The organism is Sphingobium sp. FW306-1B-F04DB, assembly GCF_058781925.1.
The window spans coordinates 99,408-123,404 of the sequence record NZ_JBYSXE010000001.1 but is presented as its reverse complement, the minus strand read 5'-3'; the positions used below and the strand labels follow the sequence as shown (position 1 = coordinate 123,404).

At 64.6% G+C, this 23,997-nt stretch carries 18 protein-coding genes; 4 read left to right on the top strand and 14 right to left on the bottom strand.

The window, feature by feature from the left end; translation table 11 throughout:
- Positions 1–143: 143 nt before the first annotated feature.
- A complete protein-coding gene (gene alaS / locus AC3WJD_RS00575; RefSeq protein ID WP_492743532.1) occupies positions 144–2,801 on the bottom strand; it encodes an alanine--tRNA ligase in 2,658 nt (885 codons plus the stop codon).
- Between the two features lie 343 nt (positions 2,802–3,144).
- Between alaS and AC3WJD_RS00570 the strand changes: the two genes are divergently transcribed.
- Positions 3,145–5,178 carry an elongation factor G gene (locus AC3WJD_RS00570; RefSeq protein ID WP_492743530.1) on the top strand — a complete coding sequence of 678 codons (2,034 nt, stop codon included), beginning with the start codon at positions 3,145–3,147 and terminating at the stop codon, positions 5,176–5,178.
- Between the two features lie 97 nt (positions 5,179–5,275).
- Positions 5,276–6,619, top strand: a complete 1,344-nt coding sequence (locus AC3WJD_RS00565; protein WP_492743529.1) for a dicarboxylate/amino acid:cation symporter — start codon at positions 5,276–5,278, stop codon at positions 6,617–6,619.
- Here AC3WJD_RS00565 and AC3WJD_RS00560 read toward each other — a convergent pair whose 3' ends face one another.
- The 9 genes from AC3WJD_RS00560 to dapA form a co-directional block, all read right to left on the bottom strand.
- Positions 6,620–7,885 carry a dicarboxylate/amino acid:cation symporter gene (locus AC3WJD_RS00560; RefSeq protein WP_492743528.1) on the bottom strand — a complete coding sequence of 422 codons (1,266 nt, stop codon included), beginning with the start codon at positions 7,883–7,885 and terminating at the stop codon, positions 6,620–6,622.
- A 69-nt stretch (positions 7,886–7,954) separates the two neighbouring features.
- On the bottom strand, positions 7,955–8,581 hold the full coding sequence (locus AC3WJD_RS00555; RefSeq protein WP_492743526.1) for a glutathione S-transferase family protein: 627 nt from the start codon (positions 8,579–8,581) through the stop codon (positions 7,955–7,957).
- A 190-nt stretch (positions 8,582–8,771) separates the two neighbouring features.
- Entirely contained in the window at positions 8,772–9,851 is a 1,080-nt protein-coding gene (recA, locus tag AC3WJD_RS00550; RefSeq protein ID WP_492743525.1) for a recombinase RecA, read from the bottom strand.
- Between the two features lie 232 nt (positions 9,852–10,083).
- Positions 10,084–10,440, bottom strand: coding sequence for a response regulator (locus AC3WJD_RS00545; protein ID WP_492743523.1), 357 nt, complete (start codon positions 10,438–10,440; stop codon positions 10,084–10,086).
- 77 nt (positions 10,441–10,517) lie between these two features.
- On the bottom strand, positions 10,518–12,938 hold the full coding sequence (locus tag AC3WJD_RS00540; RefSeq protein WP_492743521.1) for a hybrid sensor histidine kinase/response regulator: 2,421 nt from the start codon (positions 12,936–12,938) through the stop codon (positions 10,518–10,520).
- Positions 12,939–12,981: 43 nt separating this feature from the next.
- Entirely contained in the window at positions 12,982–15,027 is a 2,046-nt protein-coding gene (locus AC3WJD_RS00535) for a M13 family metallopeptidase (protein ID WP_492743519.1), read from the bottom strand.
- 82 nt (positions 15,028–15,109) lie between these two features.
- Positions 15,110–15,688, bottom strand: a complete 579-nt coding sequence (locus AC3WJD_RS00530; RefSeq protein ID WP_492743517.1) for a DUF2062 domain-containing protein — start codon at positions 15,686–15,688, stop codon at positions 15,110–15,112.
- Entirely contained in the window at positions 15,681–16,163 is a 483-nt protein-coding gene (smpB, locus tag AC3WJD_RS00525; protein ID WP_492743515.1) for an SsrA-binding protein SmpB, read from the bottom strand. Before smpB ends, AC3WJD_RS00530 begins: the two co-directional genes overlap by 8 nt.
- Positions 16,163–17,038 carry a 4-hydroxy-tetrahydrodipicolinate synthase gene (gene dapA / locus AC3WJD_RS00520; RefSeq protein ID WP_492743513.1) on the bottom strand — a complete coding sequence of 292 codons (876 nt, stop codon included), beginning with the start codon at positions 17,036–17,038 and terminating at the stop codon, positions 16,163–16,165. The genes smpB and dapA overlap by 1 nt, the downstream gene beginning before the upstream one ends.
- A gap of 98 nt (positions 17,039–17,136) precedes the next feature.
- Between dapA and AC3WJD_RS00515 the strand changes: the two genes are divergently transcribed.
- Positions 17,137–19,149 carry a lytic transglycosylase domain-containing protein gene (locus tag AC3WJD_RS00515; RefSeq protein WP_492743511.1) on the top strand — a complete coding sequence of 671 codons (2,013 nt, stop codon included), beginning with the start codon at positions 17,137–17,139 and terminating at the stop codon, positions 19,147–19,149.
- A 123-nt stretch (positions 19,150–19,272) separates the two neighbouring features.
- On the top strand, positions 19,273–19,758 hold the full coding sequence (gene greB, locus AC3WJD_RS00510) for a transcription elongation factor GreB (protein WP_492743509.1): 486 nt from the start codon (positions 19,273–19,275) through the stop codon (positions 19,756–19,758).
- 64 nt (positions 19,759–19,822) lie between these two features.
- On the opposite strand, the gene ahpD is transcribed toward greB, so the two are convergent.
- From ahpD to aspS, 4 genes are all read right to left on the bottom strand, one after another.
- Positions 19,823–20,344, bottom strand: coding sequence for an alkylhydroperoxidase, AhpD family (gene ahpD, locus AC3WJD_RS00505; protein ID WP_492743507.1), 522 nt, complete (start codon positions 20,342–20,344; stop codon positions 19,823–19,825).
- 186 nt (positions 20,345–20,530) lie between these two features.
- On the bottom strand, positions 20,531–21,076 hold the full coding sequence (locus AC3WJD_RS00500) for a peroxiredoxin (protein WP_492743505.1): 546 nt from the start codon (positions 21,074–21,076) through the stop codon (positions 20,531–20,533).
- Between the two features lie 196 nt (positions 21,077–21,272).
- On the bottom strand, positions 21,273–22,055 hold the full coding sequence (locus AC3WJD_RS00495) for a polyphosphate kinase 2 family protein (RefSeq protein ID WP_492743503.1): 783 nt from the start codon (positions 22,053–22,055) through the stop codon (positions 21,273–21,275).
- Positions 22,056–22,187: 132 nt separating this feature from the next.
- Positions 22,188–23,969: an aspartate--tRNA ligase gene (gene aspS / locus AC3WJD_RS00490; protein ID WP_492743502.1), complete on the bottom strand. Its 1,782-nt coding sequence runs from the start codon at positions 23,967–23,969 to the stop codon at positions 22,188–22,190.
- Positions 23,970–23,997: the final 28 nt, after the last annotated feature.

Below are 23,997 nucleotides of genomic sequence, written 5' to 3'. Positions count from 1 at the left end.
AACATGACAGGAACGGATGGTGTATGACAGCATAGCCTGCGCTTCAGTGCTCCTGCGAAAGCAGGAGCCCATACCGACGGGCTCTTTGGTGCTTGCTGCATGGGCTCCGGGTCAAGCCCGGAGCACCAAAGCGGCTAGGTTGGTCAGGCGGGCACGCTCTGAAGCACGTCGCGGATCGCAGACAGCGCGTCGGCCGCCTTGTCGCCATCGGGACCGCCGCCCTGCGCCATGTCGGCGCGGCCACCGCCGCCCTGACCGCCGAGCGCCGCTACCGCGGCCTTCACGAGATCGACCGCGCTCACAGCTCCCACTAGATCGTCCGTGACACCGACCGCGACCGACGCGCGGCCGTCATTGACTGCGACCAAAGCCGCGATACCGGAGCTCACACGGGTTTTCATATCGTCGACGGCGCCGCGCAATCCCTTGGGATCGAGCCCTTCCACCACTTGACCGAGGAAGGCGTAGCCACCGACCTGTTCGGGGCCCGCCGCTTCGGCCTTGCCCGCCCCGCCGCCCATGGCGAGCGCCTTCCTGGCGTCGGCGAGTTCGCGCTCGAGGCGCTTGCGCTCTTCCATCAGCGCCATGACGCGCGCGGGCACGTCATCGGGAGCGGTCTTGAGCGCGGCGGCGGCTTCCTTGAGGCGTTCGTCGCGTGCCACGAGCCAGGCGCGCGCGGCCTCGCCGGTCAGCGCCTCGATGCGGCGTACACCGCTGGACACTGCGCTTTCGGAAACAATCTTGAAGATCGCGATATCGCCCAGCGCGCGGACGTGCGTTCCGCCGCAAAGCTCGACCGAGTAGGTCTTGCCCGCTTCGGTGCCCATCGAGAGGACGCGAACTTCATCGCCATATTTTTCGCCGAATAGCGCGAGTGCGCCCGCCGCGACTGCATCGTCAGGGGTCATGAGGCGCGTGGAGACGGTCTCGTTGCCGCGGATCTGCGCGTTCACATCGGCTTCGATCGCCGCGATTTCGGCGGCCGTCAGCGCATTGGGATGCGAGAAGTCGAAGCGCAGGCGATCGGGCGCAACAAGGCTGCCCTTCTGCGTCACATGGCCGCCAAGGCGTTCGCGCAACGCGGCATGGAGCAGGTGTGTCGCCGAGTGATTGGCGCGGAGCTGCGTGCGGCGCTCGTCATCGATCGCGAGATGGACGGTGTCACCGACCGCGATGCTGCCGCTCTCGATCTTCGCCTGATGCGCGTGGAGGCGGCCGAGGAGCTTCGATGTGTCCTCAACAACTGCCTTCAAGCCCTTGTCATTGCTTATGAGGCCGGCGTCGCCCATCTGGCCGCCGCTCTCGCCGTAAAAGGGCGTCTGGTTGGTGAGGATAACGACATTGTCGCCCGCTTCGGCCTTGTCGACGCGCGCGCCGTCCTTGACGAGCGCAACCACCTGCCCCTCGCCCTCGGCCGAGGTATAGCCGGTGAATTCGGTGCCGCCGAGTTCCTCGGCGATGTCGAACCAGACCTCTTCCGAGGCCTTGTCGCCAGATCCCTTCCACGCGGCGCGCGCCGCGGCCTTCTGCTCGGCCATCGCGGCGTCGAAGCCCGCGCGGTCGACCAGCAGCGACTGGGCGCGCAGCGCGTCCTCGGTCAGGTCATAGGGAAAGCCGAAGGTGTCGTAGAGCTTGAACGCGGTCTCGCCGGGCAGCGTATCCCCGGGTTTGAAGCTCGTGGTCGCTTCGTCGAGCAGGCGAAGACCGTTGGCGAGCGTCTGGCGGAAACGCGTTTCCTCCTGAAGCAGCGTCGCCTCGATCAGCGGCTGCGCGCGGACCAGTTCGGGATAGGCGCCACCCATCTCTGCGACCAGCGCGGGGACAAGGCGGTGCATCAGCGGCTCCTTGGCGCCGAGCAGATGCGCGTGGCGCATGGCGCGGCGCATGATGCGGCGAAGGACATAACCGCGACCCTCATTCGCGGGCAGCACGCCATCGGCGACGAGGAAGCCCGAGGAGCGCAGGTGATCTGCGATCACGCGGTGGCTGGCCTGGGTGTCGCCCGTGGTGGCGGTCTTCGTCAGATCGCCCGATTCGGCGATCAGCGCCTTGAAGGTGTCGGTGTCGTAATTGTCGTGAACGCCCTGAAGCACCGCTGCGAGACGTTCGAGTCCCATTCCAGTATCGATCGAGGGACGCGGCAGATCGCCGACAACCTCGTCATTTTCCTGCAGAAACTGCATGAAGACGAGGTTCCAGATCTCGACGAAGCGGTCGCCATCCTCATCGGGCGACCCCGGAGGGCCGCCGAAGATATGGTCGCCATGGTCGTAGAAGATCTCCGAACAGGGGCCGCAGGGGCCATCCGAGCCCATCGCCCAGAAATTGTCCTTGGTCGGGATGCGGATGATGCGGCTTTCGGGCAGTCCCGCGATCTTCTTCCACAGATCGAATGCCTGATCGTCGGTGTGATAGACGGTGGCAGTGAGCTTGTCGGCGGGAATGCCCCATTCCTTCGTCAGCAGCGTCCACGCATGCGTGATCGCCTGCTCCTTGAAATAGTCACCGAACGAGAAGTTGCCGAGCATCTCGAAAAAGGTGTGGTGCCGCGCGGTGTAGCCGACATTGTCGAGATCGTTGTGCTTGCCCCCCGCGCGCACGCACTTCTGCGACGATGTCGCGGTCGAATAGTCGCGCTTCTCCAGTCCCGTGAACACGTTCTTGAAGGGCACCATGCCCGCATTCACGAACATGAGCGTGGGATCGTTGTGCGGCACCAGCGGCGCGGACGCGACGCGCGCATGGCCCTGCCCTTCGAAATAGTCGAGGAAGGAGCGGCGGATGTCGTTGGTCGAAGTCATGCTTGCCACTTAGAGCCTGATCGGTTGAGGTGGAAGCGCTTTACGCTTCCGCTGATGCCGTGAATCAGGCTCTCATCATATGCTGAGGCCTTGATTCACGATCCAGGCAGAATCCGCCTGGATCGATCAAGGCCTTAGGTGAGCCGAAGCGGTGTGAAAAGGCCGTGATTGGTGGTCGGTACCGAATAATCCGGTTGGACCGAGCCTTTCGGGTGCTGGCGAAGTGCATCGGCTGAGGGTAAGAAATGTGCAGCTGCGCCTCAGCACCCGCCGGACGGGAGAGCCGCGTCCCGTCCTGCCATGATCCGCAGGCGAGGACGGATGCGGCCTGAAGGAGAGCATCATGCCAAACCAGAAAGGAGCCCGGGCGATCGCGTTGGTCGGCCCGGCGGGAGCCGGCAAGACAAGTCTCATGGAAGCGCTGCTGTTCGCCGCCGGCGCGATCAGCCGACAAGGCGCAGTGGAAGCCGGCACGAGCACGGGCGATGCGAGCCCTGAGGCGCGCGCACGCGGCGGCTCGACAGAGATCAACCTCGCGCGTTTCGAATATCTGGGCGATCGTTTTGCGGTCATCGACACCCCCGGCTCGATCGGCTTTGCCGCTGATGGCGAGGCCGCGCTCAACGCGGCCGATCTCGCGCTGGTGGTGATAGATCCCGATCCCGCGCGCGCCTCGCTGGCCGAGCCGGTGCTGCGGCGCCTCGAGGCTCTGGGCGTGCCGCATGCGATATTCGTCAACAAGATCGATCAGGCGCGTGGCTCGATCCGCGAACTTCTTATGGCATTAGAGCCGATGAGCGCGGCGGCGCTGCTCGCGCGCCAGATCCCGATCCGCGAGGGCGAGAAGGTGACGGGCTTCGTCGATCTCGCGCTCGAACGCGCCTATCACTACCGCCCGGGCAAGCAATCCGAGCGTGTCGACATTCCCGCGGAGCTGGCGGGGCGCGAGGCCGAAGACCGGTTCCACATGCTCGAACAGCTCGCCGACCACGACGATGCGTTGCTCGAACAGCTGATTTCCGACGAGGCGCCGAGCCTCGAGGCGGTCTGCGCGGATCTGGCGCGCGAGGTGCGCGAAGGGCTGGTGGTCCCGGTTCTCTTCGGATCGGCTCTCAATGGTTTCGGCGTCCACCGCCTGCTCAAGATGCTGCGCCACGAGGCGCCCGAACCCGGGGCGGCTGCCGAGCGCATCGGTGCCACCGATCCAAGCAGCTATGTCCTCAAGATCTCGCACGGCAGCCCGGTCGGCCGGCTCGCCTATGCCAGGGTCTGGGGCGCGCCGCTCAGCGAGGGCGGCGAGCTCGTGGATCCCGCCGGAGAAGCGACCCGCATCGGCGGGTTGTTTTTTGTCCAGGGCGCAAGCACCGCCAAGACCGCCAATGCCGAACCCGGCGACGTCGTCGCGATCGCCAAGGTCGACACCGTCCACAGCGGCGACCTGCTCGGCATCGGACGCAAGGTTGCGGCCGCCTCAAAGGCATTTGTTCCCCCCGCGATGAACAGCGCGCTCGCCATCTCGACGCGCGACCGCAAGGACGATGTCCGTCTCTCGACCGCACTCCACAAACTGGCCGAAGAGGATCCCTCGCTCAAATGGGGGCATGACGATGCGGCGCGCGAGATGCTGTTGCGCGGGGTGAACGACGAGCATCTCCAGGCGACGATCGCCAAGCTCAAGCGGCGCTATGGCGTCGATGTCGATACGCACCGGCCAAGCGTCCCGTATCGCGAATCGATCCGCAAGCCCGCGACACAGCGCGGACGGCACAAGAAGCAGTCGGGTGGGCACGGCCAATATGGCGATGTGATCATCGAGGTACGGCCGCTCGAACGCGGCGCGGGCTTCGTCTTTGACGAGAAGATCACGGGCGGCGCGATTCCCAAGCAATGGATCCCCGCGGTCGAACTGGGCGTACGCGATGCTATGGAGCGCGGGCCGCTGGGCTTTCCTGTCGTCGATGTCGCGGTGACGCTGGTCGACGGGTCGTTCCACAGCGTCGACAGCTCCGAACTTGCCTTCCGGCTCGCGGGGCGGATCGCGATGTCGGAGGCGCTGCCGCAATGCGCGCCCTATCTGCTCGAACCGATCTGGCAGGTGAGCATCCTGACGCCCGGAAGCGCGACGTCCAGGGCGAGCTCCGCAATCTCGAGCCGACGCGGGCAGGTGCTCGGCATCAACCCGCGCGAAGGCTGGTCGCGCTGGGACCGTGTCGATGCCTTGCTGCCCGAAGCCGAACTGCACGGGCTCGACGCCGAGTTGCGCTCGCTGAGCCAGGGATTGGCAAGCTTCGAGGCGCGTTTCGACCATCTCGCCGAGCTGAGCGGCAAGCTCGCCGAGCACGTCGTGCAGCACGCCAGGGTCACGGTTCCCGCCTGAACCGCGGCAACAACTTGTCCCGCCGGGTCCAGCGCGCGCTTGACCCGGCGGCGGCAATCCTCTTGTTAGGCGCCAACCAAATTGGGGGGATGCGCCTGTGGCGAAACGCCTGACTTACTTTATTCTGGCCGGGCTCGTGCTCGGCATCCTGTGCGGCTGGGGGCTCAACGCCGCGATCGGTGACGGGTCGCCCCAAGCGACGGCGCGGCTTAGCGAGATCGCAGGCTATTTCTCGATCGTGACGACCATTTTTCTGCGTCTGATCAAGATGATCATCGCGCCGCTGGTGTTTTCCACGCTCGTCATCGGCATCGTCCATATGGGCGACACATCGGCGCTCGGGCGCGTCGGCCTGAAGTCGCTGCTCTGGTTCATGAGCGCGAGCCTCGTCTCGCTGACACTCGGCCTGATCTTGGTAAACTTCCTGCAGCCCGGCGTCGGGCTCGATTTCCCGCTGCCACCGGTCGATGCGACGAGCGGCGTCGAGCGCGCGGGCTTCAACCTCAAGGAATTCATCGCCCATATCTTCCCCGCCTCGATGATCGACGCGATGGGGAAGAACGAGATCCTGCAGATCGTGGTGTTCTCGCTGTTCGTCGGCGTCGCGATCACCGCGGTCGGCGAAAAGGGCAAGCCGCTCGTGAGGGGCATAGAGGCGCTGGTGCAGGTCATGCTCCAGATCACCGACTATGTGATGCGATTCGCGCCCTTCGCGGTGTTCGCGGCGGTCGCGGGCACGCTCACCGAACGCGGCCCCGCGATCCTCGGCGACCTCGCCTATTTCATGGGCAGCTTCTACATCGGCATGATCGTGCTCTGGATCCTGCTGATCAGCGCGGCGTTCCTGATCGTCGGCAAGCGGACGACATTGCTGCTGCGCTATATCCGCGAGCCGATCCTGCTCGCCTTTTCGACCGCATCGTCCGAGGCCGCCTATCCGCGCACGCTCGAGGCGCTCGACCGTTTCGGCGTGCCGCCCAAGATCGCGAGCTTTGTGCTGCCGCTGGGCTATTCGTTCAACCTCGACGGTTCGATGATCTACATGACCTTTGCGACGATCTTCATCGCGCAGGCCTATGGCATCGACCTGACGCTGGGCCAGGAGATCACGATGCTCCTGGTGCTGATGATCACGTCCAAGGGCGTGGCGGGCGTGCCGCGCGCCAGCCTCGTCGTGATTTCGGCAACGCTCGCGCTGTTCGACATTCCCGAGGCCGGGTTGCTGCTGATCCTCGCGGTCGACCATTTCCTCGACATGGGGCGTTCGGCGACCAATGTCGTCGGCAATGCGGTGGCGAGCGTGGTGGTGGCGAAATGGGAAGGCAAGCTCGACCCGCTCGAGCCCGCCGAGATCGAGCCGCCGCACGCGCCGTCGTCGCACAGCATCCTGCATGCGCCCGAAACGCCCGACGACGCGGTGCCCGACTCGTTCCGCGCCTGATCAGGCCAGTTGCCGTTCGGTCGCCTCGCCGCGCGAGACGACCGCGGCGATGGCGAGGTCACCCGTCACGTTGAGCGTGGTGCGGCACATGTCGAGAAAACGGTCGACGCCGAGTACGAGGCCGATGCCTTCGGGGGGCACGCCGACCATGCCGAGGATCAGCGCGATCACGGGCAGCGAGCCCGCGGGCACGCCTGCCGTGCCGATGCCGCCGAGGATGCAGATGAACAGCACCGTGGCCTGTTGCGCGAGCGTCAGTTCTACGCCGAAGAACTGCGCGAGGAAGAGCACGGTGATGCCTTCGAACATCGCGGTGCCATTCTGGTTGGCAGTGGCGCCGATCGTGAGCACGAAGCGCGACACGCGCGGCGGCAAGCCGAGATTGGTCTCGGCGACGCGCAGCGCGGTGGGCAGCGTGGCGTTGGACGAGGCGGTCGAAAAGGCCATCACCATCGCCTCCTGGACACCGCGGAAGAAGAAGAGCGGAGACATGCCCCCGACGATGCGCAGCATCAGCGGATAAACGACGAACATCTGGAGCCCGAGCGCGAGCAGCACGACGCCGACATAGGCGCCAAGGCGCTCGAGCAGATCCCAGCCGAAGATCGCGGCGAGGTTGAACATGAAGCAGGCGACCGCATAGGGCGCGAGCCGGATGACGAGGCCGATCAGCCGCATCGTGACGTCGAACATGCCCTCGATCACGCGCCGGAGCTGTTCCGCAGCGGGGGTCCGGACGAGGAGCAGCCCGACGCCGAACATCAGCGCGAAGAACATCACCGCGAGGATGTCGTTCTGCGACATCGCGGTGACGACGTTGCTGGGGATGATGTTGAGCACCGCGTCGATCCCGGTCGGCGCCTCCCTGCCCCCCGCGACGATCGCCTGGGCGCCGTCGCGCGCATCCACCAGCAGCATCTGCGCCAGCGCAGGATCGACACCCGCGCCGGGCCTGAGCAGGTTGACGACCGTCAGCGCGAGCAGGACCGCGACCGTCGAGACGAATATGGTGATCACGAGCGTCTTGACGCCGATTCGCTTGAGCGCGGTGATGTCGCCCATCTCGGCAATCCCCATCACCAGCGCCGAAAAGATGAGCGGGATGACGAGCATGAACAGCAGCCGGAGGAAGATCTGGCCGATGGGTTGCGTCACATAGGTCGTGACGACCTCGAGCCAGGGCGCATCGGGCGCGGTCATATGGACGACCAGCCCCGCAACGAGGCCGACCAGAAAGCCGATGAGCATCTTCAGCTGGAGGGACATCGTTACTCCTCCCCAACGGTTCTAACCCCCTGATTGCGATGCTGTTCCCGTGCCCGCCGCCGCATCGGGTCAGGCGAAGGCGTAGGGTCCGCCCTTTTTGAGCGCCGCCTTGTAGGCGGGGCGCGCATGGATGCGCTCGATCCAGCCATTCAGATGGGGGCGCTGCTTCGACAGCCCCGCACGCTGACGCGCGGCCTCCAGCGGAAAGCTCATCATGACGTCCGCCGCCGTGAACGCGTTGCCCGCGAACCATTCGCGCGTCGCGAGTTCGGATTCGAGCCAGTCGAGATGCGTGTCGATCATTGCCTGGATGCGCGGGCGCGCTGGCTTGCCGAGGATACCCATGCGGTTGATGACGAGCATGACGAGCAGCGGGGGCATCAGCGACCCCTCGGCATAATGGATGAAGTGGCGATAGCGCAGGATATCGTCGCGATGTGGCGGCGGCCCCAGTTTGCCGTCGGCGCGCTCGACCAGATACTCGACGATCGCGCCCGTTTCGACGACGATGCGATCGCCATCCTCGATCGCGGGCGACTTGCCGAGCGGATGGACCTTCTTGAGTTCGGGCGGCGCGAGCATCGTCTTGGGGTCACGCTTGTAGTGGCGGATCTCATAAGGCAACTCGACCTCCTCGAGCATCCAGAGCACGCGTTGCGAGCGGGAATTTTCGAGGTGGTGCACGATAATCGTCACAGGCGCTCTCCATCGATGTCCGTGCTCATGTTCGCACCTTTCCCTTGAATCGTGAAAGAAAATCACGCCAGCTCAAACGGAAAGGGCCCGCCGACGCGCGACGGGCCCCTTGGGTGCTTGATGCGTAGGCGCGGCGCCTATGCGTACTTCCTGGCGGGAAAACCGGTACCCACTTTTCCGGGAAGTACGATCAGAGTTCGCCGTCATCCTCCGCATCGGGTCCGGCCATCATTTCCTCGGCGACCGCGTCGGTGCGCGCGCGGATCGCCTTTTCGAGGCGGTCTGCGACCTCGGGATTTTCCTTGAGATAGGTCTTGGCGTTCTCCCGGCCCTGGCCGATCCGGATCGAATCATAGGAGAACCACGCGCCCGATTTCTCGACGAGTCCGGCCTTCACGCCGAGATCGAGAATCTCGCCGATCTTGGAAATGCCGGCGCCATACATGATGTCGAACTCGACCTGCTTGAAGGGCGGCGCGACCTTGTTCTTGACGACCTTCACGCGCGTCGTGTTGCCCGTGATTTCGTCGCGGTCCTTGATCTGGCCGGTGCGGCGAATGTCGAGACGGACCGAGGCGTAGAATTTGAGCGCGTTGCCACCCGTCGTCGTCTCGGGATTGCCGTACATCACGCCGATCTTCATGCGGAGCTGGTTGATGAAGATGACGATGCAGCGCGAACGGCTGATCGAGCCGGTCAGCTTGCGCAGCGACTGCGACATCAGGCGCGCCTGCAGGCCGACATGGCTGTCGCCCATCTCGCCCTCGATCTCGGCGCGCGGCACCAGTGCCGCAACCGAATCGACGACGAGAACGTCGATCGCGTTGGAGCGGACGAGCGTATCGACGATTTCGAGCGCCTGTTCCCCCGTATCGGGCTGCGACACGATCAGTTCGTCGATATCGACCCCGAGCTTCTTGGCGTAAACCGGATCGAGCGCATGCTCGGCATCGACGAAAGCCGCGGTGCCGCCCATTTTCTGGGCCTCTGCAATGACATGGAGCGCAAGCGTCGTCTTGCCCGAGCTTTCCGGTCCGTAAACTTCGACCACGCGGCCGCGCGGCAAGCCACCGATGCCCAGCGCGATGTCGAGCCCGAGCGAGCCCGTCGAGATCGCCTCGATTTCCATCGCCTCGCGCGAGCCCAGCTTCATCGCCGAGCCTTTGCCGAACGCGCGATCGATCTGCGCGAGTGCCGCTTCGAGAGCCTTTTGCCTGTCCATATTCCCCGTCTTCTTATCGGAATCGATGAGCTTCAATTGTGCCGACATGGCCGCTTCCTCTCGTAGATCGAACACCCGTTCGGTTCAACGCAGGAGCAGTTCGTACAGCATTTGTTCCACGAGAACAAGAGTGGAACGAAAAGGAGGATTCTGCCCCATTTCCTTCCTGTCATTCCCGCGGAAGCGGAAATCCACGCGATGCTTCAATCCGCCTCGTGCTTCACGAAAACCGTTTGGATTCCCGCTTCCGCGGGAATGACATCGAGAGTGGTGTCTGGAATTATGCGGCCAGACGGTCGAGCGCGGCGCGGACGCCGTCCATGGTGAAAGGCTTGGCCAGCACAGGCGCTTCGGCATGCGCACCCGGCATCGCCTCGGTCTGCCCCCCGCTCGCCAGCAGATAAGGCTTGCCGTTCTCGGCGAGCTTGTCGGCCAGCGGCCAGCACAGTTCGCCCCCGCGCAGGTTCACATCGAGGATGACCGCATCGAAGCTGCCCTGGTTGACGAGCGGCAAAGCGGTCGCGACCGAATCCGCGGTGCCCGCGCGCTGATGCCCCAGCGCTTCGATAAAATCTTCCAGCATCATCGCGATGAGTGGCTCGTCCTCGACGATCAGGATACGCATGGGCGTGGTCATGCCGGCCTCAATAGCAGCGGCAACGTTCGGGCAAAGCGAATTATTTGACCGCGAATGCGTTTTGCCTTGAGTGCGCGCTATTTGGTCCCGATCGCCGCGCGCGTCGCCTCGGCAAGCTGATGCACCGAGAAGGGCTTGGGCAGGAACGCGACGCGATCGAGGTCGATCGATTTGCGCAGTTGCTCCTCGGCATAGCCCGACATGAACAGGATCTTGAGATCGGGCCACGTCTTGCGCGCCTGACGCACCATGGTCGGCCCGTCCATCGTCGGCATGACGACGTCGGAGATCAGCAGGTCGATCTCCACGCCGTTGCCGAGCATCTCGAGCGCCTCCTCGCCATTGGTGGCGGTGAGCACGGTATAGCCGTGGCGCGTCAGCGCGCGTTCGGCGACCGCGCGAACCATATCCTCGTCCTCGACGAGCAGGATCGTGCCGCTGCCCCACAGCTCACCCTGCTTGACCTTTGGCGCGGTGCCCGTCTCCACCTTTTCCTCGGCATGGTGGACGGGCAGGTAAATGATGAAGCTCGTCCCTTCCCCCAAGCGCGAATCGGCGAAGATGAAGCCGCCCGATTGCTTGACGATACCGTAGACGGTCGACAGGCCGAGCCCGGTGCCCTTGCCGACTTCCTTGGTGGTGAAGAAGGGTTCGAAGATCTTGGGGAGCAGGTCTTGCGCAATGCCCGTGCCCGTGTCGCTGATCTTGAGCGCGGTATAGTCGACGATCGGCAGGATCTCGCTGCCCATCTGGCGGACCTCGCGCGCGGGCACCGCATAGGTCTGGATCGTCACGCTGCCGCCCTTGGGCATCGCGTCGCGCGCATTGACGACGAGGTTGACGATCACCTGTTCGAGCTGGCCCGGGTCGGCGCGCACCGCGCCGAGATTGCGGCCATGGCTCACATTGAGAATCACGGTCTCGCCCAAAAGCCGCTTGAGCAGGTTGGAAACCTCGGAGATGACATCGGGCAGCTGGAGCACTTGCGGGCGCAGCGTCTGCTGGCGCGAAAAGGCCAGCAGCTGGCGGGTCAGGCTGGCGGCGCGGTTGGAGTTGTTCCTGATCTGCTGGATATCGTCATAGTCGCTGTCGCCGGGCGCATGACGCATCAGCATCAGGTCGCAGTGCCCGATGATCGCTGTGAGGATGTTGTTGAAGTCGTGTGCTACGCCGCCCGCGAGCTGGCCCACCGCCTGCATCTTGGTCGCTTGTTCCGCCTGGCGCTTGAGCTTCGATTCCTCGCTGGTGTCCTTGAGCGAGAGCAGCACCGCGGCCTCGCCCAGCCCGCGCGCGCCCGCGATGGTCAGCGCCACGGGCTCCTCGGGATTGTTCCTCAGGCGTACCGCGATATCCCCCGACAGCGCCTGTTGCCCCGCTCCGAAACGACGGACGGTATCGGCCACCGCGGCCTTGTCCTCGCGCACCACGAGGTCGCCTGGATAGACGGGCATGGTACCGTCCTCGATCGCAGCCGCACGCGCAAAGGCATCGTTGAGGAAAAGGAAGCGACCGTCGCGATCGGTGAGCGCGAGCCCGAGCGGGAGCATCGAGAGCAAGGTCTGGAGATGACTTCCCGTGCCGCCGGGGCCGCCGATCCGGCCCGACACCGCATATTCGTCGTCGATGAGGAAGAGCAAGGTGGGGCTGTCGATCGCCCCCGCCTCGAGCGGCATCTGAAGCAGGCGCAGCGCGGTGCCCTTGGCCCCCTCTTCGGCGAAGCGGATCACGCCCTCACGATCCGAGACCAGCAAGGTCACGAAGTCGCGGCCTTCGATCGGCGCATCGGCGCGGCCCGCGGCGCGCGCGACAAAGGCGCGGTTGGTGGCGCGGATTCGCCCCTCGCCCCCGACCAGCGCTACCATGATCCCCGCCTCGCCGAGCCGGTCGCCCCCCTCGCCCTCGATCAGCCGCCGTGCCTCGGTGCGCAGGTCGACGGTACGATGGCGACGAAAGCGCCACAGCAGATGGTCCTCGGCCTGCCCCGAGCGCAGGACACGCACGGAAAAGCGCGCGCCATTGTATTCGATCAGGTCGACATCGGCCTGCCCGTCGCGCCAGGCGTCGCGCCCTGCGGCGGTCAGCTGTGCCACACCCGACGGGCTGAGCGGAAGGCCGGGCGGCGTGGCGAAACCCTGGAACCATGCCCCGAACAGGTCATTGGCGCATGCCAGCCGGCCCGCGCGATCGGTGATCGCGATCGCGGTACCGTCATTGTCCGCGGCCTCGCGCGTCAGCGACCAATCGATCGTGCCTTCGGCGGGCTGATAGGGCGGATAAAGCCGCCGGAAAACGAGCATCAGCGTCGCGGCGAGCACGATCGTCGCCGCAAACCCGGCAGCCATGGCGAGATTGTGGCTGGCCCACAGGATCAGCAACGCAGAGAGCAACGCCGCAGCGCCGACGATCAGCAGAAGCCAGCGATCCCCCGCGCGCGGCGCCAGCGGCGTAGGGCGCGGCGCGGCGTCTTCGATGAGGGCTTGGAGCGGCGTTGCGTTCATGGGCAACTGCCCTCTTCGCCGCCGCTCCGATTGCCGTCAAGCGCTACCAGATGCGGACACGCTTGTCCTGCGAGAGATAGAGCTTCGCCGCGGCGTCGGGCTTGTACGCGCCGTACCAGGGATCGAGGTTGCGGACGACCCAGGTGCGCTGCGCCGAGGGCGAGTGCGGATCGGTCAGCAGCCGCTGGCGCAGGTTTGCCTCGCGATAGTTGCGGCGCCAGACCTGCGCCCAGCCCAGATAGAAGCGCTGGTCGCCGGTGAAGCCGTCGATCACGGGCGCGGGCTTGCCGCCGAGCGAGGTCTTGTAGGCCTCGTACGCCACGGTGAGGCCGGCAAGGTCAGCGATGTTCTCGCCCAGGGTGAGCTGGCCCTTCACATGTTCGCCGGGCAGCGGCGCATAGGCATCATACTGCGCCACCAGCTCCGCGGTGAGCGCGTTGAACTTCGTGACGTCCTCCTCGGTCCACCAGTCGGTGAGCGTGCCGGTGGCATCGTACTTGCTGCCCTGATCGTCGAAATGATGGCTGATCTCGTGCCCGATCACCGCGCCGATGCCGCCATAGTTCACCGCCGGGTCGGCGTGCGGATCGAAGAAGGGCGGCTGAAGGATCGCGGCGGGGAAGACGATCTCGTTCATCGAGAAATTGGCATAGGCATTCACCTCCATCGGCGTCATGCCCCATTCCCAGCGATAGATCGGCTTGCCGAGCTTGCCGATGCTGTACGCGTGCTGGAAATTGGCCGAACGGACCGCGTTGCCGAACAGGTCGTCGCGCTTGATCTCGAGCCCCGCGAAATCGCGCCACTTGTCGGGATAGCCGATCTTGGGGGTGAAGGCGGCGAGCTTGGCGCGCGCCTTGACCTTGGTCTCGGGCGCCATCCAGACGAGACCCTGGATGCGCTTGTCCATCGCCGCGATGACGTTCTTGACCAGCGCGTCGGCCGCGGCCTTGGTCTCGGGCGGGAAATAGCGCTGGACGTAGAGCTTGCTGACCTCGTCGCCGAGATTGTCGGTGACGAAGCTCACGCCGCGCTTCCAGCGCGGCTCGATCTGCGGCGTGCCCGAAAGCGTCGTGCCGTAGAAGGCGAAGGCCTCGTCGCTGAACGCCTTGGGCAGGTAGTTCGCATAGCCGTCGAGCGAGCGGACGATCATCGCATCCTTGAGCACCGCGAGATCGGCGCTGCCGACGAGCCCGGCGATGCCCTTCACCGCGCTCGGCTGCGCGACGACAAGCGAGTCGATATTGATGCCCGTCGCCTTGAAATAGGCGGGGAAGTCGAAGCCCGGCGCATCCTTGGCGAGCGCCGCGACCGTCATCTTGTTATAGGTCTTGGTCGCGTCGCGGCTGTCGATCTTGGTCCAGTGGACCTTGGCGATCTCGGTTTCGAAGGCGAGCAGCGCCCTGGCGCGCCCCGCGGCATCGGGCTCGCCCGCCAGCGTCAGCACCTTTTCGATATGCGCCAGATAGGCCGCGCGCGTGTCGGCGAGCTTCTTGTCGGTGCTCAGATAATAGTCGCGGTCGGGCATGCCGAGGCCCGACTGGAACATGGTGAGCGCGTAATTTTCGGGGCTCTTGTCGTCCTGCCCGATAAAGCCGCCGATAGGGCCGCTGACGCCGTTGCGATCGGCCTGGCCGACGAGCGTGGCATAGCCAGCCTTGGTCTTCACCGCCTTGATCTGGTCCAGCCAGGGCTTGATCGGGGCAAGACCCTTGGCTTCGACCGCGGCTTCGTCGAGGAAGCTCGTATAGGCGTTGCCGATCTTGCTGTTCGGGTCGGCCTTGACCGCATCGAGGATCTCGCGCGTGCGCTCGCGCGACAGGTCGTCGAGGCGCGTGAACATGCCATAGTTCGATCGGTCGGCGGGGATCGGCGTCGCCTTGCCCCATGCGCCATTGGCATATTCGTAGAAATCATCGCCGGGCTTGGCGGCGCGATCCATGCCCTTCTCGTCGAAGCCGAAGCTGCCCAGCTCGGGCTTTGCCGCGGTAACAGCGGTCGTCGACGCATTGTCGGCGGTTTCGGCGAGCGCGACCGTGGCGCCCGCGAGCGTGGTCGATGCCAGCAGCAGGAAAAGCGCGGACTTCATGGATGATTCCCCTTGTTGCAACTGAAACCAGAATGTCTAGCCGCGAGGGCGCCAGAAGCAAATTGCCGCCCGTCGAAAGCTGTCACCCGTTGGTCGACAGCTCGATCGGCTTGTGGCCGCGCCGCCGCCACTTGGCGCCGATCCACAGTCGCCAGAAGAAGACCGCGAGAACATAGCCGATCGCGGCCGCGATCACCGAGATCAGGAAAAGGCCGCACAACAGTGCGGGTGCGGCATCCGAGAGGAACCAGGCGATCCATTCGCTGATCCCCGCCCCCTCGGCCCAGAGATGCTTCAGCGTGCTGACATCGGCGTGCAGTCCGAACATGCGATTGCCGACGATGATCGAGCTGCCGAGAAGCAACGGCGTCGTCGCGGGGTTGCTGAGGAAGGTCATCGCAACGCCGATGGGGATATTGGCGCGAACGGGCAGCGCGAGCAGTGCGACACCGATGATCTGGACGCCGGGAATCAGCAGGAAGATCCCGACGATCAGGCCGAGTGCGACCCCGCGCGGCACCGAGCGCCGCGTGAAGCGCCAAAGCTCTGAATGCGCGATGCGATGCGCGAAGGGGCGCAGCCAGCGGCTCTGGAGGATCTCGTCGCGATGCGGCATGTTGCGCCCGATCCAGTCGGACAGCGCGGTCTTGCTCCTAGCCATTCTGCCTCAGCAACCGTCCCTGTTCGCGCTTCCAGTCGCGCTGCTTCTCGCTCTCGCGCTTGTCGTGCATTTTCTTGCCCTTGGCGAGCGCAAGCTCGACCTTGGCGCGGCCGCGGCCGTTGAAGAAGATCGAGAGCGGGATGAGCGTCATCCCCTCGCGCTGGACGCCGACGCGCAGCTTGTTGATCTCGCGTTCGTGGAGCAGCAATTTGCGCGGGCGCTTGGGCTCGTGGTTGAAGCGGTTGCCGTGGCTGAACTCTGGGATGTTGGCGTTGACCAGCCATACCTCGTTGTCCTTCACCTCGGCATAGCTTTCCGCGATCGAGCCCTCGCCGAAGCGCAGCGACTTCACCTCGGTGCCGGTCAAGGCGATCCCCGCCTCGAAGAACTCGTGGAGAAAATATTCGTGGCGCGCGCGCCGGTTCTCGGCGACGACCTTCACTTTCTCGAAACTGGCGGGACGCGGGCGGGCCATCAGATCAGTCCAAGTTGCTCCATGGCCTTGTCCACCGCCGCGCGACTCGCCGCGGAGGGCGGCGTCATGGGCAGGCGGACATCAGCCGCGAAATCCCTATGTAGGCGGTTGATCGCGTATTTCACTGGCCCCGGTGAAGCATCGCTGAACAAAGCGGCATGGAGGGGGAAAAGCCGGTCCTGGAGTTCCATCGCGATATCCCAGTCGCGCGCGGTGCACGCTGCCTGAAATTCGGCGCAGAGCCGGGGCGCGACATTGGCGGTGACCGAGATGCATCCCGCCCCGCCCATCGCCATGAAACCGAAGGCCATGTCGTCATTACCCGACAGCTGCACGAAATCGCTGCCGCAGGCGAGCCGCTGTGCAGTCACGCGCGCGACATTGCCGCAGGCGTCCTTGACCCCGATGATGCTGGGAATTTCCGCGAGCCGCCCCATCGTCTCGACGTCGATGTCGGTGATGGTGCGCGAGGGTACGTTGTAGAGGATGATCGGAAGGTCGCAGCGCTCGGCGAGATACGCGAAATGCGCGTAAAGACCCTCGCGATTGGGGCGGTTGTAATAGGGCGCGACAACGAGCGCGGCGGTCGCACCCGCCGCCTGCGCCGATTTCATGTGCTCAAGCGCGGTCATTGTGTCGTTCGAGCCGCAGCCCGCGATCACCGGCACCCTGCCATCGGCATGTTCGATGCACACCGCAACGACGCGGTTATGCTCCGCGATCGTCATGGTCGCGGATTCGCCCGTCGTGCCGCAGGGAACGAGTCCTTTGGAACCTTCGGAAATCTGCCAGTCGATGAAGTGCCTGAACGTCGCTTCGTCAAACGTACCGTCGCGAAACGGCGTCGCCAGAGCCGGTATCGACCCGGAAAACATGCCTTTGCTCCTTCATTTCGATGGCATTCCGCGTCATAGATACGGCTATGTCACGAATGTTCCCATATTCAGCGCCTGATAAGGACCGCACCGCCAGAATGTCCAGCATGGTTGTACGATTGATCGCAGCGGGGCTGCTCTTTTCTTCCACCGCCGCAATCGCGCAGAATCTGACGGCCGAGCAGCGCAGCTGGTATCGCGCGCAGATCAACGGCAGCGCAGTCGCGTTGCAGCCGCCGTCGCGCAGCGATCCGGTCGGCGAAGCGGTGGTGCAATGGAACCGGCTGCGCCAGAGCGACAGCTATCCCTTTTCCTCCTATGCCAGCTTCCTGATGGCCAATCCGGGCTGGCCGGGCGAAAGCGCGATGCGCAAGACCGCCGAGGGCCGGATCGACCCGATGCGCGATTCTCCGCAGCAGGTCGTCGCCTATTTCGCGCGCCAGCCCGCGCTGACGACGACGGGCGATGCACGCAATGCCGTGGCGCTCGCGGCATTGGGGCGCCAGGAGGACGCCCGCGCGGCGGCGCGCCGGGCGTGGCTGGGCGGCGCGCTGCCGCCCGAGGACGAGGCGCGCATCCTCGGCATGTTCTCGTCGGCGCTGACCCAGGCCGATCATGATCAGCGCATGGAAAAGCTGCTCTGGGATGGCGCAACAAGCAGCGCGGTCCGCCAGCTGAGCTTTGTTTCCGCGGGCAAGCGCCAATTCTTCGATGCGCGGATCGCGATGCAGACGCGCGCGCCCGACGCGGCGGTCAAGGCGAGCGCGATCGATTCGCAGTATCGCAACGATCCCGGCTATATCGTCGATCGCGCGGTCTGGCTGCGCAACACCAGCCAGGTGGCCTCGGCGCGCGCGCTGCTTTCGAGTCCGCGCACCCTCACCAGGCCGCCGCTTGACGCCGAGGAGTGGTACGAGACGCTGCTGACCAACGCACGCGGCGCGGCCAATGACCGACAGTATCAGCTTGCATACGCCATCGCATCGCGCGTCGACGACGCCTATCCGCCGGGCACCGATGTCCGCGACCGCCCGATCGGCGAGCGCGACGACTATACCAGCCTCGTGTGGCTCGCGGGCACGACCGCGCTGCAGCGGGTGGGCCGCCCTGCCGACGCGATCGGCATGTTCCGTCGCTATGCGACCGCCGCGCGATCGCCGCAGACGCAATCCAAGGGCTATTACTGGGCGGGCCGCGCGGCGCTTGCGGCAGGCCGCAGCGCCGAGGCGAATGGCTATTTCGGTCAGGCTTCGGGCTTTCCCGACCAGTTCTACGGCCAGCTCGCGCTCGAGCGGCTCGGGCGGCCGATCCCCGCGCCGATCCCGGCGGCGACGATCGCCCCTTCGGCGGCGGAGCGCGACGCCTTTTTCAACCGCAGCATCGTGAAGGCCGCGAGGCTGCTCGGCGAGATCGACGACTGGCGCGACCAGACGCTGTTCCTGCGGACGATATCCACCGACGCCAAGAGCGACCTCGACCACCGTTTCGCAACCGAGCTGGCAGCACAGATCCGCCGGCCCGACCTCGCGGTGATGATCGGGCGCAGTGCGGGCCTCAACGGGCACAATGACTATGTGCGCGCCGGATTTCCGATGGTGAGCGTGCCGTCGGGGCACGAGACGCAGTTCACGATGATCCACGCGATCACGCGGCAGGAAAGCCAGTTCGACCGCGAGGCGGTGAGCCATGCCGGCGCCCGCGGACTGATGCAGCTGATGCCCGGCACCGCGCGCGAGACCGCGGGCAAGCTCGGCATGAGCTATGACGTCGGCGCTCTGACCACGGACCCGAGCTACAATATCCGGCTGGGATCGACCTATTTCGGGCGGATGCTGAGCTATTATGGCGGCAGCTACCCGCTCGCGGTGGCCGCCTATAATGCCGGGCCCGGCAATGTGAACAAATGGCTCGCCGCCAATGGCGACCCGCGCACGGGCAGCGTCGATATCCTCGACTGGATCGAGGCGATCCCGCTGTTCGAGACGCGCAACTATGTGCAGCGCGTGCTCGAAAACGCGGTGGTCTATGACGCGATGCACCCCGACAGGGCGCGCTCGCGCGGGGCACGGACGCCGCTCTCCTGGTATCTCGGCAAGCGGACGCCGGGGTGAGCCGCGCTCGAACGTCACCCTGAACCTGATTCAGGGTCCATGAACACGGGCAGCGGAGATTATTCTCGAGGGGCAGTGTTCATGGATGCTGAAACAAGTTCAGCATGACGGTATGAGGCTTTCATGAACGACCGTCCCAACTACATCACCCCGCAGGGCTTTGCGCGACTGCGCGCCGAATATGACGCGCTGTTCGCGGTCGAGCGTCCGAAGCTGGTCGAGACGATCAGCTGGGCGGCGGGCAATGGCGATCGCTCGGAGAATGGTGACTATATTTACGGCCGCAAGCGCCTGCGCGAGATCGACCGCACGCTCAACCGGCTGTCGAAGAAGATGAAGGCGGCCAAGGTCGTCGATCCTGCGCGGCAGGAAGATCGCGCGCGGATCTTCTTCGGTGCGACGGTGACGATCGTTGACGAGGACGATCGCGAACGCACGCTGACGCTGGTCGGCGATGACGAGGCCGATGCGGGCAAGGGTCTGGTCGGCTGGAACGCGCCGATCGCGCGCGCGCTGCGCGGTGCTGGTGTGGGTGATGTCCGGCGGGTCGAGCTCCCCGCGGGGCCGCGCGAGTACGAGATACTGACGATCAGTTACCCTGCATCCTGAGGGTCATCCCCGCCCTTACCTGTCATCCCCGCGAAAGCGGGAATGACAAGGAAAGAGGCTGAAATTACGCGACAGCCGAATGGATCGTGGCCACCGCGGTCATGACCGCGCCGATGCGCGCGGCGGTCTGGATCGTCTCGCTGTTGACGCCGTGCTGCTGCAGCACCTTTTCGTGGCTGTCGATGCACATCCCGCAGCCATTCTGCGCCGACACGGCGAGGCTGAAGAGCTCGAAGTCGTCCTTTTCGATGCCGGGATTCCCGATCACGTTCATGCGCAGCTTTGCGGGCAGCGTCGCATATTCCTTGTTCGAGGCGAGGTGGACGAAGCGATAATAGACATTGTTCATCGCCATGATCGCGGCGGCAGCCCGCGCGGCATTGGCGGCCTCGGGCGAAAGCTTGCCCTCGACCTCGGCTTCTGCGGCGTCGACGAGCGGCTTGTAGCCCGTGCCGTGCGCGGTGGCGAGCAACAGGCCGTATTTGCGCTGGTCGCCGAGCGCCGCGTCATTGAGCAGCGAACCGACATTGAGGCGGATATCCTTGGCGAAATCGGGAAGCGTTTCCGCGAATTCCTTGAGCGACATGAGTAATTCTCCAGATTTTCCATCTGTCATTCCCGCGAAAGCAGGAATCCAGGGACACAGTTCCGTCCGGAAAAGTCCGAGTTCATGGATTCCCGCTTTCGCGGGAATGACAGTGGGGTGGTGGATAAAACAAGGGCGCGGAATCGTGTGAACCCCGCGCCCCTTTCGATCAGGTCGGAGCCGTGATCAGGCGGCCGGCTTCAGGACCTCTTCGCCCGCCTGCCAGTTGCAGGGGCAAAGCTCGTCGGTCTGCAGCGCGTCGAGCACGCGGATCGCCTCGGCGGGGTTGCGGCCCTGGTTGAGGCCGTTCACCGTCACGTGCTGGATGACGTTGTGCGGGTCGACGATGAAGGTGGCGCGATAGGCAACGCCTTCTTCTTTCGCCACGATGCCGAGCGCTTCAGCCAGTTCCTTCTTGTTGTCCGCGATCCAGGGGAAATCGCAGTTGGCCAGGCGCTCGTCCGACTTGCGCCACGCGAAGTGGACGAAATCGGTGTCGGTCGACGCGCCGATCAGCACGGCGTCGCGGTCAGCGAGGTCCTTGACCAGCTCGCCATAGCCGATGATCTCGGTCGGGCAGATGAAGGTGAAGTCCTTGGGCCAGTAGAACACGACCTTCCACTTGCCGTCGGTCTTGCCGAGGTCGAGCGTTTCGCCCGCGGGCAGCGCCGAGGTGCCCTGCTGGACGGGAACGGTCAGGGCCGGGAACTTGTCACCAACGGTAAGCGCCATGTGGATATCTCCTTGTTCAAAAACTGGCTGCATCGCAACATGGAGCGTGATCGGGGCCACTTGGGTCCAAATCACTCTCCAGAAAACTTTTTTTCTTGTGTTATGCCGGGCAGAACCGCCCGACGCCGCAGCAGATAACGCGAACGCAGCATATCATCCAATAGATTATTCGCTGCCTTTTGATCGATTGATTCGATCAGTGAGCGCGATAGCCGATCTGCTTCGCCGCGACCTTGAGCACCTCGGGATCGAGCAGCGGCGGCTCCATGCTCACATTGGCCGCGAGCTTGTCCGCGACATGGTTGAGGATCGCGATGCGCGCGGCCTTCTTGTTGTTGGCGTCGAACACCGTCCATGGCGCCCAGCGCGTGTCGGTGCGCTCGAACATCTCGTGCATCGCGTCGAGATAATCGGCGCGGCGCGCACGGTTACGGAAATCCTCCAGCCCTGTTTTCCAGCGCTTCCACGGATGGTCGAGTCGCGCGCGGATGCGCCTGTCCTGCTCTTCCTGCGTGATGTGAAGGAAGCATTTGACGATCGTCGTGCCGCAGTCCTTCTGCTGTGCCTCGAACTCGTTGATCTCGTCATAGCCGCGCCGCCATTCGGCCTCGGTCGCGAAGCCCTCGACGCGCTCGACGAGCACGCGGCCGTACCAGCTGCGATCGAAGATGCTGATATCCGAAGCGCCAGGCAGCCTCTGCCAGAAGCGCCAGAGGAAGTGGCGTTCCTTTTCCTCGGCGGTCGGCGCGCAGATCGGCCAGACCTCGAAATAGCGCGGATCGAGTTCGGCTGTCAGGCGGCTGATCGCGCCCCCCTTCCCCGCCGCGTCCCATCCTTCAAAGACGAGGATGGCGCGCGCGGCGCGACAGATATAGGCGGCCTGGATCTGCGAGAGCCTTTCCTCCGCTGCTTTCAGCGCCTCGTCATAGTCGCCGTCGAACTTTTCGCCTTTTTCATAATCCGAAAGGTCGATGGGCATCGTCAGGCTCCTTCGTCACCCTGAACTTGTTTCAGGGTCCATGAACACGATCGCGTCAAGATGGCTGGATACGGTGTTCCTGGATGCTGAAACAAGTTCAGCATGACGAATGTGCGTTTTCGGGACAGTTCCTCAGCTCTTCTGCTGCGGCTCGACGAGGCGGATGTGGAGCTCGCGGAGCTGCTTGAGGCTGACCTCGCTCGGCGCGCCCATCATCAGGTCCTCGGCCTTCTGGTTCATCGGGAAGACGATGACCTCGCGGATATTGGGCTCGTCGGCCAGCAGCATGACGATGCGGTCAATGCCCGGCGCCGAGCCGCCGTGCGGCGGTGCGCCAAACTTGAACGCGTTGATCATGCCCGCGAAATTGGTGTCGACCTCGTCTTTCGAATAGCCCGCGATCTCGAACGCCTTGTACATGATCTCGGGCTTGTGGTTCCGGATCGCGCCCGATGACAGCTCCACGCCGTTGCAGACGATGTCGTACTGATAGGCGAGGATATCGAGCGGATCCTTGCCCTCGAGCGCCGCGAGCTCGCCCTGCGGCATCGAGAAGGGGTTGTGGCTGAAATCGATCTTCTTCTGCTCGTCGTTGAACTCGAACATCGGGAAATCGACGATCCAGCAGAAATCAAAGCGGTTGGCGTCGATGAGCTCGAGCTGTTCGCCGACGCGCGTGCGCGCGAGGCCCGCGAGCCTGGCGGCGTCGGCTTCCTTGCCCGCTGCGAAGAACACCCCGTCATCGGAGCCGAGGCCGAGCGCTTCGATCAGCTTGGCGGTGGCCTCGGGACCATGGTTCTTGGCGATCGGGCCGCCGGCCTCACCGCCCTTGATGTTGATATAGCCAAGGCCCGAGAAACCTTCAGAGCGCGACCAGTCGTTCATGTCGTCGAAGAATTTGCGGCTCTTCTCACCGGCCTTGGGCGCGGGGATCGCACGGATCACGCCGCCGCCGGCAACGATGTTGGCGAAGATGCCGAAGCCCGATCCGACGAAATGCTCGGTCACGTCCTGGATGACAATCGGGTTCCTGAGGTCGGGCTTGTCGTTGCCGTATTTCAGCATCGACTCGCGGTACGGAATCCGCGGGAACGGATAGGGCGTGACGCTGCGGCCGCCCGCAAATTCCTCGAATACGCCGTGGAGCACGGGTTCGATCGCCGCGAACACGTCGTCCTGCGTGACGAAGCTCATCTCGAAGTCGAGCTGGTAGAACTCGCCGGGGCTACGGTCGGCACGGGCGTCCTCGTCGCGGAAGCAGGGCGCGATCTGGAAATAGCGGTCGAAGCCCGCGACCATCAGCAGCTGCTTGAACATCTGCGGCGCCTGCGGCAGCGCGTAGAACTTGCCGGGATGGACGCGGCTCGGGACGAGATAGTCGCGCGCGCCCTCGGGCGACGACGCGGTCAGGATCGGCGTCTGGAACTCGGTGAAGCCCTGCCCGATCATGCGCTGGCGGATCGACGCGATGACCTTGGAACGCAGCACGATATTGTTGTGGATGCGCTCGCGCCGCAGGTCGAGGAAGCGGTATTTGAGGCGGATATCCTCGGGATATTCCTGCTCGCCGAAGACGGGGAGCGGCAGTTCCTGCGCCTGCGACTGGACCGTCACCTCACGCGCGCGCAGCTCGATCTCGCCCGTCGGCAGATTGGGGTTCACCGTCTCGGACGAACGCGCGACGACCTCGCCCGTGACCGTGATCACGGATTCGGCGCGCGCGCCGTCGATCGTCTTGAACGCTTCCGAATCGATATCGGTGACGATCTGTGTGATCCCGTAATGATCGCGCAGGTCGACGAAGAGCAGTCCGCCATGATCGCGCTTGCGGTGAATCCAGCCCGAGATACGGACGGTTTCCCCGACATGGGAAGCGCGCAATTCGGCGCAATTGTGCGTGCGATAGGCGTGCATGAAGCTCTTCTTTTCTGCTGTGGCCCCC